Source organism: Candidatus Nitrospira salsa, assembly GCF_965152625.1.
This window is the reverse complement of record NZ_CBCUCO010000004.1, coordinates 1,333,417-1,350,925: the sequence shown is the minus strand read 5'-3', so window position 1 is coordinate 1,350,925 and position 17,509 is coordinate 1,333,417. Positions and strand designations below refer to the sequence as shown.

General features: G+C 47.6%; 12 protein-coding genes. 2 read left to right on the top strand and 10 right to left on the bottom strand.

Annotated elements, in window-relative coordinates; genetic code table 11:
• Nucleotides 1-65: 65 nt before the first annotated feature.
• Nucleotides 66-1,496, bottom strand: coding sequence for a glutamate synthase subunit beta (locus tag ACWQXP_RS20405; RefSeq protein WP_454064680.1), 1,431 nt, complete (start codon nt 1,494-1,496; stop codon nt 66-68).
• On the bottom strand, nt 1,489-6,042 hold the full coding sequence (gene gltB, locus ACWQXP_RS20400; RefSeq protein WP_454064679.1) for a glutamate synthase large subunit: 4,554 nt from the start codon (nt 6,040-6,042) through the stop codon (nt 1,489-1,491). Before gltB ends, ACWQXP_RS20405 begins: the two co-directional genes overlap by 8 nt.
• A 310-nt stretch (nt 6,043-6,352) precedes the next feature.
• Between gltB and ACWQXP_RS20395 the strand changes: the two genes are divergently transcribed.
• The gene (locus tag ACWQXP_RS20395) at nt 6,353-7,360 is read left to right on the top strand and encodes a polyprenyl synthetase family protein (RefSeq protein ID WP_454064678.1); all 1,008 of its coding nucleotides are present in this window, start codon (nt 6,353-6,355) and stop codon (nt 7,358-7,360) included.
• Between the two features lie 343 nt (nt 7,361-7,703).
• Complete coding sequence (locus tag ACWQXP_RS20390; RefSeq protein ID WP_454064677.1) at nt 7,704-11,252, top strand: DEAD/DEAH box helicase; 3,549 nt, start codon at nt 7,704-7,706, stop codon at nt 11,250-11,252.
• Between the two features lie 32 nt (nt 11,253-11,284).
• Here the strand turns inward: ACWQXP_RS20390 and hepT are convergent, their stop codons facing one another.
• The 8 genes from hepT to ACWQXP_RS20350 all read right to left on the bottom strand — a co-directional run bounded on the left by hepT (nt 11,285) and on the right by ACWQXP_RS20350 (nt 17,457).
• A complete protein-coding gene (gene hepT, locus ACWQXP_RS20385; RefSeq protein ID WP_454064676.1) occupies nt 11,285-11,716 on the bottom strand; it encodes a type VII toxin-antitoxin system HepT family RNase toxin in 432 nt (143 codons plus the stop codon).
• Nucleotides 11,709-12,089 carry a type VII toxin-antitoxin system MntA family adenylyltransferase antitoxin gene (mntA, locus tag ACWQXP_RS20380; protein ID WP_454064675.1) on the bottom strand — a complete coding sequence of 127 codons (381 nt, stop codon included), beginning with the start codon at nt 12,087-12,089 and terminating at the stop codon, nt 11,709-11,711. The genes hepT and mntA overlap by 8 nt, the downstream gene beginning before the upstream one ends.
• A 204-nt stretch (nt 12,090-12,293) precedes the next feature.
• Nucleotides 12,294-12,899 (bottom strand): hypothetical protein, encoded by a 606-nt coding sequence (locus tag ACWQXP_RS20375; protein ID WP_454064674.1) that lies wholly within the window; start codon nt 12,897-12,899, stop codon nt 12,294-12,296.
• A gap of 17 nt (nt 12,900-12,916) precedes the next feature.
• On the bottom strand, nt 12,917-13,063 hold the full coding sequence (locus ACWQXP_RS20370; protein ID WP_454064673.1) for a hypothetical protein: 147 nt from the start codon (nt 13,061-13,063) through the stop codon (nt 12,917-12,919).
• A gap of 83 nt (nt 13,064-13,146) precedes the next feature.
• Complete coding sequence (locus tag ACWQXP_RS20365; protein WP_454064672.1) at nt 13,147-14,223, bottom strand: hypothetical protein; 1,077 nt, start codon at nt 14,221-14,223, stop codon at nt 13,147-13,149.
• Nucleotides 14,224-14,433: 210 nt separating this feature from the next.
• A complete protein-coding gene (locus tag ACWQXP_RS20360) occupies nt 14,434-14,865 on the bottom strand; it encodes a hypothetical protein (RefSeq protein WP_454064671.1) in 432 nt (143 codons plus the stop codon).
• A 128-nt stretch (nt 14,866-14,993) separates the two neighbouring features.
• Nucleotides 14,994-16,082: a flippase-like domain-containing protein gene (locus ACWQXP_RS20355; protein ID WP_454064670.1), complete on the bottom strand. Its 1,089-nt coding sequence runs from the start codon at nt 16,080-16,082 to the stop codon at nt 14,994-14,996.
• Nucleotides 15,988-17,457 (bottom strand): CDP-alcohol phosphatidyltransferase family protein, encoded by a 1,470-nt coding sequence (locus tag ACWQXP_RS20350; RefSeq protein ID WP_454064669.1) that lies wholly within the window; start codon nt 17,455-17,457, stop codon nt 15,988-15,990. Before ACWQXP_RS20350 ends, ACWQXP_RS20355 begins: the two co-directional genes overlap by 95 nt.
• Nucleotides 17,458-17,509: the final 52 nt, after the last annotated feature.

Genomic DNA, 17,509 nt, shown 5'->3' with positions numbered 1-17,509 from the left:
TGGCAAGGAACAAGGGGAAATCAGGAAGGGCAGACTCAATAATCAGATTAAGAGAAGAGGCAGGGCTAACGAGAACGACTCGCTTTATCAGACATGAGATATTGATGAATGCCGGTCGCCGCTTTACGGCCTTCTGCGATGGCCCACACAATCAGAGACGCACCTCGCTTGGTGTCTCCGGCAGCAAATACCCCATCGACATTCGTCATAAAATTTTCATCCACGTCCACACTTCCTCGAGCCGTATACTGCACTCCTGCGGCATCAAGCAGGCCCTGCTTGACTGGCCCGGTAAACCCCATGGCTAACAGAACTAAATCGACATTCATCTCAAATTCTGTACCTGCAACAGGCATGATCTTTCCATTTTCAAATTGCACTTGTTGCGCATGAAGTTTTGTCACATGTCCATTATGACCGGAAAAATTGGTCGTCGACACACTCCATTGACGGTCACACCCCTCTTCATGAGCATGAGATGTTCGCAATTGCATAGGCCACAAAGGCCAAGGAGTCGTAGTCGCACGAGTGGGTGGTGGTTCGGGCAACAGTTCAAATTGATGGACATCGATACATCCATGCCGGTGCGAGGTCCCGAGGCAGTCGGATCCGGTGTCTCCCCCTCCAATGATCACGACTCGTTTCCCTTTGGCTGTAATCGGCTCATCGGTAATCGTATCACCTGCCACACGCTTATTTTGTTGCGTGAGAAAATCCATGGCAAAGTGGACACCTTGTAATTCACGACCTGGAACCGGTAAATCCCGAGGTTGCTCCGCTCCAAGCGTCAGCAGAACGGCATCAAAATCTTTCCGAAGCGCCTCGATTGTCACATCGTGACCAACATGCACATTCGTTTCAAAATTCACACCCTCGACCAACATTTGATCAAGCCGGCGATCAAGCACCCATTTCTCCATTTTGAAATCCGGGATGCCGTACCGTAAAAGACCACCGATCCGGTCAGCCTTTTCATAGACCGTGACGTGATGACCCGCTCTGACTAATTGCTGAGCAGCCGCAAGGCCGGCCGGCCCAGAACCCACAATGGCCACTCTCTTTCCAGTCACGACAATCGGCAGAACCGGTTCCACCCAGCCTTCGTCAAATCCTTTATCAATAATGTTCCATTCGATCACTCGAATCGAAACAGGATCTTGATTAATCCCCAGCACACAAGCGGATTCACAGGGTGCGGGACACAACCGGCCGGTAAATTCTGGGAAATTATTGGTTGTATGCAGAGCCTTCAGCGCATCTTTCCAGCGGCCTCGCTGGACGAGATCATTCCATTCAGGAATCAAATTGACGACAGGACAACCCGAGGGACTCTGGCAAAACGGTACACCGCAATCCATGCATCGTGCCCCTTGATTCTTGAGTCGTTCATCAGGAAATGGCTCATAGAGTTCTTTCCAATCCAAGACACGCAGCTCAACAGGACGCCGTTGCGGCCCCTCTCGAGTAAATTTCATAAAGCCTTTAGGATCAGCCACGACCAGCCATCTCCAATCCTCGTTGTGCATGAGCCTTGGCAAACGCCGCCTTCCGCGCTTGCAACACACGCTTATAATCGGTCGGCATCACTTTGACAAATTTCGGAAGCATGGAATCCCAAGATTCTAAAATCATTTTGCCCTTTCGACTCCCTGTATAGTGAACATGGGATTCGATCATGGTCCGTAAGACTTTCTTATCATCAGGCGTTGACACCGTTTCGAGTTCAACCATCCCCAAGTTGCAACGAAGCTCAAAGGTTCCCGCTTCATTCAGGACATAGGCTTCTCCACCGGACATTCCTGCCGCAAAGTTTCGCCCAGTCTTTCCAAGGACCACGACGACACCACCAGTCATGTACTCACACCCATGATCACCCACGCCCTCAATCACCGTCCGCGCGCCACTATTTCGAACGGCGAAGCGTTCACCCGCCATCCCATAAAAATACCCTTCTCCACCCGTTGCTCCATACAGAGACGTATTCCCAATCAAAATGGTTTCTTCCGGCACAAAGGTCACCCCCGGTGGCGGCATCACAATAATTTTCCCACCAGACAACCCTTTACCAAGATAATCGTTGGACTCACCCACTAGGGTGAGGGTAATCCCTGTTGAGAGAAAGGCTCCAAATGACTGCCCGGCAGATCCTGCAAATCGAATCTTGATCGTATCCTCAGGAAGACCCTTCACTCCGTATTTTCTGGCCACATGACTGGATAAGACGGTTCCTACCGTTCTGTTCACATTGCGAACGTTGAGTTCATGGGAAACGGGTTTACCCTCATCAATCGCCGGACGACACAACTCAACTAATCGATTGTCTAAAATGTGAGTTAGCCCATGGTCCTGTTTTTGAACACAGGAGGTCGCCACATCTGGGCTGACGTTCGGCTTCGTTAACAATGGAGACAAATCCAGCCCTTTCGCCTTCCAGTGATCAACCGCCGCCTGCACGCGCAACTTATCAACTCGTCCAACCATATCCTTCAGAGTTCGAAATCCTAGCTTGGCCATGAGGGCTCGAATTTCTTCTGCCACGAAAAAGAAATAATTGACGACATGATCCGGGCTTCCGGTAAATTGCTTTCGTAATTCAGGGTCTTGCGTCGCCACACCAACAGGACAGGTATTCAGATGGCATTTCCGCATCATGATACAGCCTTCAACAATCAAGGGGGCCGTAGAAAATCCAAACTCCTCAGCTCCAAGCAAAGCGGCAATCACAACATCACGCCCTGTTCGCAATTGACCATCCGTTTCCACTCTGATTCTTCCGCGAAGATCATTCAGAACTAAGGTCTGATGGGTTTCCGCCAACCCTAACTCCCAAGGGATCCCGGCATATTTGATGGAGGAAAGGGGAGAAGCCCCTGTTCCCCCAGAATCTCCACTGATTAACACCTTATCGGCATGCGCTTTCGACACCCCCGCAGCCACAGTTCCGACGCCAACTTCGGAGACAAGCTTTACGGAAACGGCAGCTTCCGGATTGGAATTTTTTAAATCAAAGATTAATTGCGCAAGATCTTCAATCGAGTAAATATCATGATGGGGAGGCGGAGATATGAGCTGCACTCCTGGAGTCGAATAACGCAACTGCGCAATCACCTCATCAACTTTATGGCCCGGCAACTGCCCGCCTTCTCCAGGTTTAGCGCCTTGCGCCATCTTGATTTGCAGCTCTTTGGCATTGACTAAATAATGGGCGGTCACTCCAAATCGTCCTGAGGCCACTTGCTTAATGTAGGAGTTTTTGGAGTCTCCATTGTTCAGCACGCCAAAACGCTCTGGGTCTTCTCCCCCTTCTCCCGTATTGCTTTTGGCCCCCAGACGATTCATCGCAATGGCGAGCGTTTCATGCGCTTCCTTACTGATCGCGCCAAACGACATAGCCCCGGTCGTAAATCGTTTCACAATGTCTTTGGCTGGTTCAACCTCGTCAAGAGAAAGAGGGGTCTCTGCAAAGAAAAAGTCAAACAGCCCGCGAAGCGTAGACCGCCGCTTTTGCTCTTCATTCACGAGTGTTGAAAATTCAGCAAACGTCTTCGGATCGTTCGTCTTCGTAGAATGTTGGAGTTTATAGATAACATCCGGATTCCAATTATGGTGTTCCCCCTGAATCCGATAGTGAATTTCCCCTCCAAAATCGAGTTGACGAAGGGGCACAGGTTCATAGGCTAGCGAGTGCCGTCTCAATGTTTCTTCTCCAATATCTCGAATCCCAATCCCTCCTATTCGAGAGGCAGTCCCAGTGAAGTACCGGTCAATGAGTTCAGGGTTTAAGCCCAACGCTTCAAAAATTTGTGCTCCACAATAGGACTGGAGTGTCGAAATACCCATTTTCGAAAATATCTTTAGCAGTCCCTTGTCCACTGCTTTCACGAATTTCCCTTCGGCCGTTTGAGCATCAACCCCCTCAGGAAGATATCCTTCCCGTTCCATGTCAACGAGGGATTCAAAGACCAGATATGGATTGATCGCACCTGCACCATAGCCGATTAAACACGCAAAATGATGAACATCCCGTGGTTCACCGGTCTCTAATATCAACCCAACTTCCGTACGAGTTTCTTGCCGAATCAAGTGATGATGTACGGCAGACACTCCAAGCAAACTGGGAATCGGAGCCCACTCACTGTTGACCCCGCGATCACTCAAAATAAGAAATTTTTCTCCGTCTTGGATAGCCTTAGAAGCTTGAGCGCAGAGTTGATCTAACGCAGACGCCAAACCTTCAGGACCTTCTGCAACTCGAAAGCGCAAGGAAAGTGTCTTACTTTTAAAGTTTGGATCTCCAAAGTCTCGAATTTTTTGAAGTTCCGCATTCGTCAAAATTGGTTGCTGCAATTTAATCCGTCGACAAGCCTCTGGGACTTCTGCAATCACATTCGGTTTCGGACCGATGTTGGTCACGAGCGACATCACAAGATGTTCGCGAATCGGATCGATCGGAGGATTGGTCACTTGGGCAAAGAGCTGCTTAAAATACTTAAAGAGTAATTGCGGTCTCTGTGAAAGCACAGCTAGCGGTGTATCCGTGCCCATGGAAGAAATGGGTTCTTCCCCAGTGACCGCCATCGGAATCAACACCATTTTTAATTCTTCGATGGTGTAGCCAAACGCCTGTTGGCGCTGGCGAATGGTCGGATGATCGGGCTGAGGAACGTTAAAGGGCTCTGGCAACTCGTCTAATGACACTCGATACTCTGTGAGCCATTGTCGATAGGGTTTCCGTTTCACCATATCCGACTTTATCTCTTCATCATCAATGATCCGACCTTCCACGGTATCAACGACAAACATTCGTCCAGGCTGTAGCCTTCCTTTGGAACGAATATTCTTTGGTTCAGCAGGCAGCACTCCGGCTTCGGATGCCAACACGACCAAATCGTCTGTCGTCACTTGGTATCGACAAGGACGTAAGCCATTACGATCCAACGTTGCCCCAATGAGTTTTCCATCGGTAAAGCACACGGCCGCAGGGCCATCCCACGGTTCCATCATGGCCGCATGATATTCATAAAACCCACGACGATCTAGATCCATTTGCGGATTCCCGACCCAAGGCTCAGGAATGAGCATCATCATGACATGAGGAAGCGGACGGCCAGCCATCACAAGAAATTCAATCGCATTATCCAGGCAGGCTGAATCGCTTTGCATCTCATCATCTGTTATCGGAAAGAGCTTCTGAAGATCATCACCAAATAATTTTGACGCTAAGCGACCTTGTCGCGCCCTCATCCAGTTCACATTACCCTTCAGGGTATTAATTTCACCATTATGGACCGTAAACCGATAGGGATGGGCCAAGGACCAGGTTGGAAAGGTGTTGGTACTAAACCGAGAGTGCACTAACGCCAGCGCAGAAACAAAGGCGGGGTCGGCCAGATCAGGATAAAACATCCCAACTTGCTGTGGAAGCAACATGCCTTTGTACACAATCGTCTGACCTGACAGACTACAGATGTAGACATGTTCACGATCTGCAATGGCCGACTCTCGAATCGCATGCGTGATACGTTTTCGTATGACATACAGCTTTCGCTCAAATTGTGCTTCATTGAGGAGATCACGTGCGACAAAAAACTGGCGAATAACCGGAAGAGTCGTCCTCGCCTGAGCACCGATGGCTTCCTCTTTGACTGGCACATCACGCCATCCTAGAAATTCCTGACCTTCTTCCCGAATGATCTTTTCTATCAACACGTCACACTGCCGTCGGGATTTCTCTTCCTGAGGCATGTAGACCATCCCTACGCCATAGCTACCAGACTGAGGCAAGGTCGTTCCCTGATCTTTCAAGACACGGCTAAAGAATTGGTGCGGAATCTGAAGAAGAATTCCAGCCCCATCTCCTGTACATGGATCACAACCTTGAGCGCCTCGATGATATAAGTTTTCCAGGATCCGTAGACCATTCTGAACAATGCCGTGAGATTTCACACCTTTGATGTGTGCAATAAAGCCGACTCCACACCCATCCTTCTCATTTTGGGGATTATATAAACCTTGAGCTAGAGGGAAACCTGGGATGTTCATGGGTAAGTCATATCCTTCGCTGGGAATCAACTAAATCGATTACTCTCCCTAGCCCTTGAATGTAGAGGTCCCTCCCTCATTATCAGAGGGTTCATCCATCATTCGTCATAAAGCGAAGCGAGGGAGTAAATGAGAATTAAGCCCTTGAAAACTAAGGAATAACATTAATTGAAGAATTCAGACACTGTCAAGACGAAAGGTGTGATGAAAATTCGAACAAAATTTCACAATTCCTTTCAGGTCCAACGGCTCGTTGAATAGTCCTCATTTTGCTTGACAATCTGTCAGATACCGCCTAGTATCGCCCGCCATGAGTGGTAACAGCCCAACTCTTCAAAACCTCACCAATATGGCTGATGTATGGGATGCCTATCGAGAGGAGTTGAATGAAGTTGAATTACAAGTCCACAAAAATCTCAATTCTGAAGCCTCTCTGATCAATACCATCTCAAGCCAAATCATGGCGAGTGGTGGAAAACGGATTCGTCCGTTATTGCTCATCTTAAGTGCCAAACTCTGCGGGTTCATTCAACGAGAATATCTCCTTCTCGGTAGTTTGATTGAATATATCCACACAGCAACATTGCTCCACGATGACGTCTTGGATGAGGCAGATATCCGTCGCGGTGAAAAAACAGCTCGACGAATCTGGGGAAATCACGCCAGCATTCTTGTCGGAGACTACCTCTATTCCCAAGCCATGACTCAGATTGCCTCATTTCACAATCATGGCTTCAATGAATCGCTCGCTGATGCCTGCCGGAAAATGACTGAGGGTGAAGTCTTGCAATTGTGTGCGAATAGTCGTCCAGAAATTACCGAACCGGAATACTTGCAAATTGTCGAGTATAAAACCGCAACCCTCGTTGCTGCCTCGTGTAAAATTGGAGCCGCCATTGGTGAAGGCACTCCAGCAGAACAGGCCGCCCTGTCTCGTTTCGGTTTAAATTTAGGAATGGCCTTTCAACTGACTGATGATTGTTTAGATTATCTAGCAGACGGAGCACGACTGGGCAAGACTTTAGGGAAAGATATTCGGCAAGGTATGGTCACCCTGCCTCTCCTTCATCTCTTTCAAACATGTGAAGATGACCAACGGCAGTGGATTAAATCAAAGGTGCAAAGTCGCGCCATTACTGATGAAGACTTGACGACCATCATTAGCCTCATGCATGAACACCATTCCTTGACTTACGCCACACAGAGGGCTGAAGAATATGTCAAGGCTGCGAGTCTAGACCTAGAACCGTTTGCTGATGGAATGGCCAAACGATCATTGGCGATAGTGTCCCAGTATATGGTTAAACGAGATCAATAAGAAATTTCCAGCTGAACACCTCCCTTCGGTTCCAGCTACCATCTCCACACCGCTTGCGTCGTATCATCACAGCACCACTTTGTATTATTGGGCGGACAATCGCATACCCACGCCTGAGACAAGATGACTGCAATCGCTGCTTCAATGAATTTCCGACGCTGACATAATGTGACGGGCCTCTCACCGAACCTTAACTCAGCTGACTGGCAATCATCGTATGTTTACGATACTCTTTGCTCAACGACAATATTTTTGTTTACGATGAACTTCAATGACATATTGTGTCGAACAGCAGGGTTGACCCGCCATCAGCGCGGCCACCACAAGATTTTCCCCACATATTATGCATAATGAAGCTTCCTATATCCTCGAAAGACTTAAAGCCCTTCCACCAAACCATATTTACGCTCTGGCCCCCAAAGACTATATCCTTCGTGGATATGATTACTATTCGCGAGAACGGTTGGAATCCTATAAATGGAATACCGATCAGACATTGCTCACCGCCTATGTGAGGGGCACCCAGCGATACTCAGTTCAATTTTCTGCGCACGAGCCTGATCTTCGATATACCTGCGACTGTCCAGCATGGACCTCGACCTCTCAATGTAAGCATGTCATTTGTGCGCTCCTGACGACCATCAACGCCCTCGTGCCTGAAACCTTTTCACTCCCGGGAAACCATACAGCTCGTCGGAACCTTTTACGAAAAGAGTTACTGCCGCCATCAGCGCCTCACATACTTCATACGCAGACTGCGCCATCCGCCTCAGGGCTGGAAGTAGTATTGTCCGACCATGAATCATTGCCGGAAATCGCCATAAAAAAAGACGGGAAATTGTGTCGGTCCTTTTATGGTATCCCGACCGAACTGACACTCCTCATGAGGGGAACCTTTGACCCAGCATGGTTAGCCTATGAAAATTTTGTCACATACCTTGAGCAATATGGCAACACGCATCCACTCGTCTTTGATACACAGGAACAACAGACCACTCTCACGTGGCGGCCGTCTCGTCACTATCAATCCGCAACAGAACTTGATGTCAGAGAAGACCATATCAACGTCCATAACCGCTGTCTCTTACGCGGCACCGTCCAGCCTCAAGCTCGCCCATTTCAACGTCTCGTCGCCGACCTTGAAACTCAAACTCTCGCTCCTCTCCATGATGTCAAAGGCTGGGAAATCTATACTCTTGTCGAAAACATGCTCGACGCCGAAGCCTGGCGACGGCCATTAGGGCTCCGACCGTCTCCCACAGTATCAGTAGCTCCGCAACAGACGGACCGCATGCGTACTCCATCTCGAGTACCGGGAACAAGAAGGCATCGTCAGTCTTTGCAATTATCCATGGACGCATTTTATCAACTGCATTTTAATTTCAATCGAAAAGAAGATGTTTCCCAACATCTGATCTTAAAAGTTCATGGACGCGATGTGACACTGCAGGAATGTGACCTGAACGAAAATTCCACACCGTCGCTCACCTATCGGCTCAGCATACTTCCGCAGGATGATGTCATGGCTCCAATTCAAGCCAATCTGGGAGAACCACTGGCGGTCTTACAAACGGAATGTCGTCTCGACGGACAGAATATTGAAACCCACGCTCAACTGTTTCAATGTATTCTCAATATCGAACAAGCCAAAGACCTCCCTCAAACGTTCAAATCTCGTAAGCGCAAGACGCTACTTCTTGAAGCATTATTTCGACTGTTTGGCACGTTACAACCCACTGATGCAAACCGCATCATTAAAGACGCGATGGCAGTCAACGAGTTTCAAGCCTATGCCGTCAAATCCGAAGCTCAGCATTTACTCAAAGATTGGCACATGCTTTATCGAGAACAAGACTTCCGACTCACCTATGCGAATAGCCAGTGGATCTTTCTCCCAAACGATAAAGCGAAACAGGCACTCTTATATGCCATTCCTTGCGAAATTTTCGGACACCACATCTTCCGGAATATGGATAGGCATGACAGAATGACCATGCCGCTTTCCACGCTTCACTCCAAATTGCCAGAACTACACGCGAAACTGCAGGCAGCAGGCATTGAACTGTTTTACCATCAGAAGCCTATCCTCACGGCAGAGTGGGAATTTTCATTCGATGCTCAACGTCCTCCTGACATTGACTGGTTTGAAATACGGCCTGAAATCAAATGCAATGGTGAGGTGATGTCCGAAGCCGTCTGGATGGAAACCATACAGAAAGGGAGTATTTCCGAGACCGAGGACGGGATACGGATTCTTGATGTCTCGGCCATGGAAATCCTACGCACACTGTCGTCACTCTATCCGGCAATGAGGAATACTCCAAGTAAAGATCAGAAGAGTAAAGTGGTTCGCGTTCCAACGTTACAAATTTTAGATTGGATGGTATTACGTAAACATGGCGTCAAAGTTGTCCTCTCGGACAATGATGAAGCCTTATTTCAACGTCTATTGAATTTTGAAAAAATAGACCCGCGCTCGTTACCGAACAAGTTGCAGGCCAAGCTTCGCACCTATCAACGAAAAGGATATCAATGGCTCAGCTTCCTCTATGAACATCGTTTTGGAGCCTGCCTTGCGGATGACATGGGATTGGGCAAAACCATACAAGCCATTAGCCTCTTGGCGGGCATTCATGAGGGTATCGTGACGCAACCGCCCAATACGGCCAACGCGCCACATCTCATTGTTCTCCCCCCAAGTTTGCTCTTTAATTGGGAACATGAAATCACGCGATTTTATCCAGACTTTACTGTGCGATGGTATAGCGGAAAAGACCGGTCCGCCATCTTCCGCGATTGCGATATTGTGCTTACGACCTATGGAATCATACGGCGAGACATTGCTGTACTCGAAAAAATTCATTTCAATGTCATTATTTTTGATGAAGCACAAGCCATTAAAAACATTACGGCGCATTCCACGGGAGCTGCCAGACGCCTGAAAGGGACCTTCAAGTTGGCAATGACCGGCACGCCATTAGAAAACCATCTTGGGGAATATTATTCCATCATTGACCTGTGCCTTCCTGGATTACTCGGCGATTATGATGCATTTAAATCGCACATAAAGACGCATGAACCTCCGAAGGTGGAACAACTCCTCCAACGAACCAAACCATTTGTGCTCCGTCGCACCAAATCGGAAACACTCAAAGAACTTCCACCTAAAATTGAAACCGATGTCTATCTCGACCTCACTGACCGACAAAAAGCGCTCTATCAGCAAACCATTGCGCAGATTCGACCGACTATTGAAGATGCCTACCGGACAAAAACTGCCGCCCAAGCACGGATTATTGCCTTAACGGCCATCTTGAAACTTCGACAAATCTGCTTGTCACCTCGCCTGCTTAATTCGACAAGCACCGACTCTTCCCCAAAAATCACCTGTTTGCTCGATCGATTACACGAACTGCTGGATGAAGGACATAGCGCATTAGTCTTTTCCCAGTTCACCTCATTCTTAGATCTCGTTGAACAGGAGTTTAAGACACACCACCTCCCCTACAGCCGGCTCGACGGCTCGACGCCAACCAAAACCCGCAAGAAATTAGTACAAGAGTTTCAGGAACATGAACGTCCATCTGTTTTCCTGCTCAGCCTCAAAGCTGGTGGGCAAGGACTGAATCTCACCAAAGCCTCCTATGTCTTTCACCTCGATCCCTGGTGGAACCCCGCGGTCGAAAATCAAGCCTCGGACCGCGCGCACCGAATCGGTCAACAACAAAAAGTCTCCATCATGCGTTTTTTAATGCATCACACGATCGAAGAGAAAATGATGGACCTCAAAAAACACAAACTCGCCTTGTATGAAGCCGTCATGGAAGGCTCAACTCAACGAGGTGCCGGCGCCGGCATCAGCAAATCCGACTTTGATTTTTTATTGGGATAAAAAGGATCGGTAAGTGGGAAGAAAAGCTTTGCTTACTTTTGGTCGAATTTCTGTAGAGTTTCAAGAAAGGTCTTCTTGAGAGTGCGAAAATCCTGAAGTCTTGTCGTCGCGATCCTATAGACAACGGCATCATCGATCCCGCCGTATTCATGGACCACAATATACCGAAATCCCCTGATCGATCGCAGAAGTTCAGCCTGGTCTTTTGAGAGCACTTCATTTTTTTCGAGTTTGCCAAACAGATCGTTGTCTTCATGAGGTAAGCCGAGCTGGAGACCACTGACAAAGAGCCCACAAATATCTAACACAACTTCTACTAAAATTTGCAGCAATCGCTCACACGCACGGCGTTTTTCGATTGAAGCCACATACTGTGAGAATTTTTCAGGAACGATTTGCTCAAGTTCCTGCAAATATTCATCCAACGCTGAAATTTTTGACAAAATCCGGTCGCGATCAAGCATTGGCAATCTGATTAAGATACAACTGATAGCGTGGACGAAAGTCGCGATATTCGCGAATTGTTCGAAGGGCAATGTCGTAGAGTTGATCACTATTTCGGCAAAAGAGAACTTCCCCATCCTTTAGGACACGAGGACGAACAGGCAATGGCAAAGCTTGAAACACATGAAGGTCGAGATCAAAAGAAGACACATACGTCAGGCGAACGTTGGCTGACTCATCGGGCGTGTCAGAGTTCGGAGCAAGCACCAGACAGACATCAGTATCTGATCGTGCATGAGCTTCTCCCCTAGCCTGACTCCCGAAGAGAAGGACCGCTAAGACACGTTCATCAGTTTTAACATTTTCCACTAATTGTTTAAGAGCAAGACTCATAAAATATCTTTATTTAAATAGACCTCACCCCCCTCATAGTCTATCGAGAGCCTCTTCAAAACACAAACTGTAAGCAGAAACTCACGTCTTTGAAACGCTGGCACTTGGCGTGTAGTCGGGAAGCCCAAACACTTGAGCGTATGCCACGGCTAATGTACACAACCCAATGGCATATCCAACAGCCATACCTACGTACTCTAAAAGTCATATAAACAGGTTTAACGTTACCTTGCCTGTGTCATCGGAAACATCTTCTGCCAAGTTGCTTAGTTCCAATGGACTTTGTAACGTGATGACAAATAAATTTTCAGGAAAAACAAAGGCTGCAATTATACTCCCCAGCCCTCCAATTACTATGGCCAGAATAACCGTATTGAGCCCCCATCCCAGGTATAGAAGGAATATTTTTCCAAACAGATGCTTAATATTCTGAAGACCAACTATTAATCCTGCTTGAACACTCACCCCACGATCAGCAATAAACAGAATGCTGATTGAGCCACAAATAAGAAGCCCAAGGGCCAACACACCGAAAAAGCCGATGCTGAGTGCAGATAATAATTCCCTGATGACCTCTTCTTTCCCAGACAATTCTTTCTGAAATAACCCATGAAGCCAATCAAATACAAATCCGGCAAACGTGAGTATAAGTCCACAGAACAAAGGATTCTTGAATACTGTCCAATGCGGAACGCTGGCAGCAAAATTTCCATCCTGATCTCGTAAAATTTTCCATGTCAGGAATGCGATACAAACAGGAAGGATTGACCAGAAGATTGCTTCACCAATAAACCCATACATTGGAGACAATGTGGACCAGATGTTTCTTAGTAGGAGTGCTGAAAAGCACAATAGAACGAATCTAAAATAATATTTCTTAAATACTCGCCACCTTCCTTAAACACCTCATCGAGATAAAACGTCCGTTTTTCTCGAACGATTTGATCTTTAGGGAGGGGAGCTGAATATTCCATGTGAAGTCCTAGTTAGACGAAGTATGGTCTAGAGAAAAATAGACGGAGGTACATGGTGGTCAAAACATGATTAACGTCGGGGCCTAAAACCGATAGCTGATGCCAAACGTGGCGCCATGTCGGAAGGTACGGAATTCATTGAGATTGGCGGTAGAGCCTCCGCCTGAAGCCGGAAAGTTTTCCCAATCACCATCTTGAACGGTGAGCCACCAGTAACGATAGCCGCCATGAATGAAGAATTGATCGAATATCCGCAATCTCACCCCACCTTCTAAGTTAAAACCATATCCGAGACCACTCATCTTAAAACTTGGACTGCCTCGGAGATCCGTTCGTAAATGATGAATATCTTCGTTCTTCAGCCAGGCAAGCGGGAGTGCAATCGCCTCCCCTTCGAGCGTCAGACGATCCCAAAATGTTATTGCTCCTTCGCCACCGACCCGTAATGACGTCCATTGAACGGTGTTCGTAATGGCCTTCGTTCCCACAAATGATTCCGTTCCAGCCGCACGACAAAATGTTCCAACCGACGTACATTCAAGCTGCCTGACGCTCCGAGCCACATACTTTTCCCGCCAATATTGAAACCCCAAAACCGCGTTCAGTAAGCCTTTGTTGCCCGCAAAACGATAAAACAGGAGCCCAACATCGCCGTTCAGGTAGAAGACATAGCTGTCACTGACGTCACTTTCTGTACGTGATATGCGGTGTGGGCCATTCACCGATGTTCCATAGAATGTGGCACCGCTCGCACTCACAAAATCGTCATCGATTAACGTCCCGTCAGTGATGGCCCCATACCCGAACTGTCCCTTAAGCGAAAATCCTTTTTTATGAACGAGTTGAGCGTTCAACTCCACAATATTGCTCCACATGTCTTTATAATCCAATGCTGAAGTAGGATTTCCCAACAACGAACTCAACGTTGAGGCATCGTGGCTGAAGTTGGAACGACCCTGGCTCAGCCAGCTAGCCAGTCCGACATCAATATTGGCCTTGCCTCCCATACTGCGATAGACAATTTTTTCATTTCGATTCAAAGATTCGTTCGCCATCACCGCATCCACCAAGACAAGCGAACGGCACACGAACATGAGACCAACAAGACTTATGACCCCAGCCACGACAAAGCCATTTACATTGTTTCTGGAGCAATCCATGGCTATCCTCAGTTTATAGATTTGAACGAAACCTACGCCGTTCGTATTTTTTCGGAAAATGTTTAGAGGAACTGTAAAAATCCACACCCTAGCACGAGTGACGCGAATACGATTGTCGTAATCATCGCCTAAGGCTAAAGGCTAAACAGTGCAGTCTGGGGAATTTAGGAAGGAAAGATGAATGAAGTAGATTAATAAGAAAATGAGACATTATTCGGGCATAGTGATGTCCCCGCCTTCGAGATCCATGTCTATTCCATTGAGCTCTAATTTATTACCGACGCGCCACCACTCTGGACTCACTTCAGACAAGGTGCCTTTTGATGTATAAAACTTTGCCTGCCCCACCGTGAGACGTGTGTCTTCTTCAGCTTTAAGCTCAATTACTACATTTTTTAAGGTATTATCGACAATTTTCAGACTCTGCGGTTCAGCCGTGAGTTCAAATCGCTCTCCATCATTGGATATCCACACATTGCGCTCAAGTTTGGCTACCTGAGTCCCTGTAGGCATGTACATATCCATGGTAAGAAATATTTGACTATTGTCTTCATGAATCTCTAGACATAATTGTTGCTGCCCATGCGCGGTCACCACGCCAGTTGTATTTCTCAACACATTTGACCCAATCACAATATCCACGACTCTGTCTCCTTTAACTCACATTTATCAGTAAGATGATAATATGTCATGATTTTGCCAGCATTCGACACATCAATCAACTCTCAACACCAGTCTTCTCATAGTCGAAACGACCAACTGGAACCCAATCATCTCTTCGAAGCCACGACTCCGTGGGGATGAAGCGGCTCACGTCCTTTGAACATCAGCAGACACACTAACCCCACAAGAATCCAGAGTATTTCCCGAAGACGACGAATGAGCGCGAAGGTAATGCCAGTCACATCAGGATACCCATACGCCAGCAGAAGTAACACATATCCGCCTTCTTGCGCACCTAAACTGCCAGGAATAAAAAATGTACTTCCTTTAATAAACACGGTTAAGGCCGCAATCGATAGCGAGGTCAGCATATCCACATGAACATCTAAATAGTACAAAATGGCATAGACTTCTAGCGTCTCCAATATCCAGGCAAAGAAAAATGTGAGCAAGGCCACATAAAAGGTTCGCCGGTGCTGTGTGTAAAACGTTCTGATCGTAGAATCTAGTTCTTCAAGTGAGGCTTTCCGTTCTTCCAGAAACTTCAATCGGATTCGGCATGCCTGTAATACGCGCAGACAACCCATGGCCAACCCATATCGTTGAACCATCACAAACAACAGCATCCCAAACGCCAATAATCCAACACTGATTAACGCCGCGGTCAGATAATGGTCAGATGCACCGAGAATCCAAAATGACAGACCTATTCCCAGTAGAATAAATAAGACCTGCGCAATGGTCATGGTCGTTTTAGCCGTAATCACAGAAGCCAACCCTTCGACCAATGGGACGCCATAGGGCTTGAGAAGATAGGCCTTGAGCGGCTCGCCTCCGACATAGGCAGCCGGAGTGGTGACGTTGACAGACTCTCCCGCCATTCGGATTGCAAACAATTGAGCAAACCCGATTCGTTGGGCATGAGAACCAAGAGTCAGACGCCACCCAAGTGCCTCCAGGGTATACACCAGCAGCATGGGAAAAAGAATAACCCCAAGCGCCACGGGCCCTAATTGAGAGGCCGTATTCATGATGGAAGTTGGGCCGATGTGCCAGACAATCCCAGCCAAGGCCAAAGAGCCAAAGATCAGGAAAATGAGCTTAAGCACGAGAGAGAAGGGAATGGCGGAGAATCCACGCCATTGAGGCGATAAAAACCCATGAACCGATTGCCGCAATCCACAGAAACCAACCAAGGATATCCATACAGGCAAACAGCAGCACAACAACGGAAAAATCTCGATTGGTCACATTGCCAAGCATAAACTCCATCCGCGTTCGAGTGGCTTCACCCAGACGACGCAATTCACGAGGACGGGAGCGAAGAAAGCGTGCTCGATTCACAAGCCAAAGTGAAATCATATTGGCAACAACCGCACAGGTTCCAAGAATCAGCGGCAAATTCATACCTTCCCACGACCCGTGTAGATAGGCTCCAGAAGCAATCCCCGCAAAGATTGACATATGGACGACATTATCAGCCCAAATATCTAATTCTTGACCAAAGCGTGACTCAGAAAATGTTAATCGTGCCACCTCTCCATCACAACAATCAATCACGACGGATAATTGAAAGAGTAACGCGCCAATAATACCGAATTGATAGGAGCCCAACGCAAAAAACCCAGCCGCCATAAGTCCAATGACCATTGATGCCATGGTAATCATGTTTGGCGACACGCCAAATTTTAAAAACACGTGCGTGAAAATGCCTGATAATTTCCGATTCACATATCGATCAACGATACCGTCCATCCCTCCCTTCAAAGACTGAAGGGACTGATACAAACTGCGTTCAGCTAACTGAAGCCCATTGGGCCCTCGAATATCCTTAAATTGAGTTGTCGAACTGGGAATGGGCTGAATGATACCCTCGATCGCGGCTTGCTCTAACGCTAAACGGATCGGGTTGCCTCCACCGGCTTGTAATACGCCAGACACTCCCAACAAGCGTGACGGCAACACGACGAGATCTTCAGCAATAAACGATGCAGGCAAGGAAGGTGAGGTCGATTGCGCAGGTATAACGTCACTATGGTCATGAAAGACGACAGTCGTCCCCAACGTACTCGGCTCAACATCTTCTTGGAAGACGACTCCAGGATTGCCCGTGTGCCGGCTTTCTTCTGACTGCCCCACAACAACCAAGACACGACCATCTGAAGCAACCATTCGTAACGATTGAATCAATGAAGACGAGAACACGACATGACAACCGATAATCAAACAGGAACCTTTGACTTCACCGGACAAGGCTTCCCAAGTTTGAGGATCCGTCGGGGGAAACTCTCGAACAGGCAACCAACGAATGGCCGCTTCAATACGGTCATCCCCCTGGATCATCGCTCGCAACGTTTTTTCTTCTTGACCGGCTAACACCCAAATTTGCGAAATTCCAGCCCGCTGCAGCGTCAAGACCGCCCGCTGAAACAGGGTCAACCCACTGACCTTCGTTAAGGTGCCAGTTCCACGTTCTCCCTGGTTCGTGCCTAACGTAAAGACGCCGGAAGAAGCCAGAAGAATGGCTGTATCGATAACACTCGTAACAGGTTTAGGTAATGTTCCATCCATGATGACACAAAGTTTGAGGGTTGGGCCCTATACGATGAACTTCATTATTATC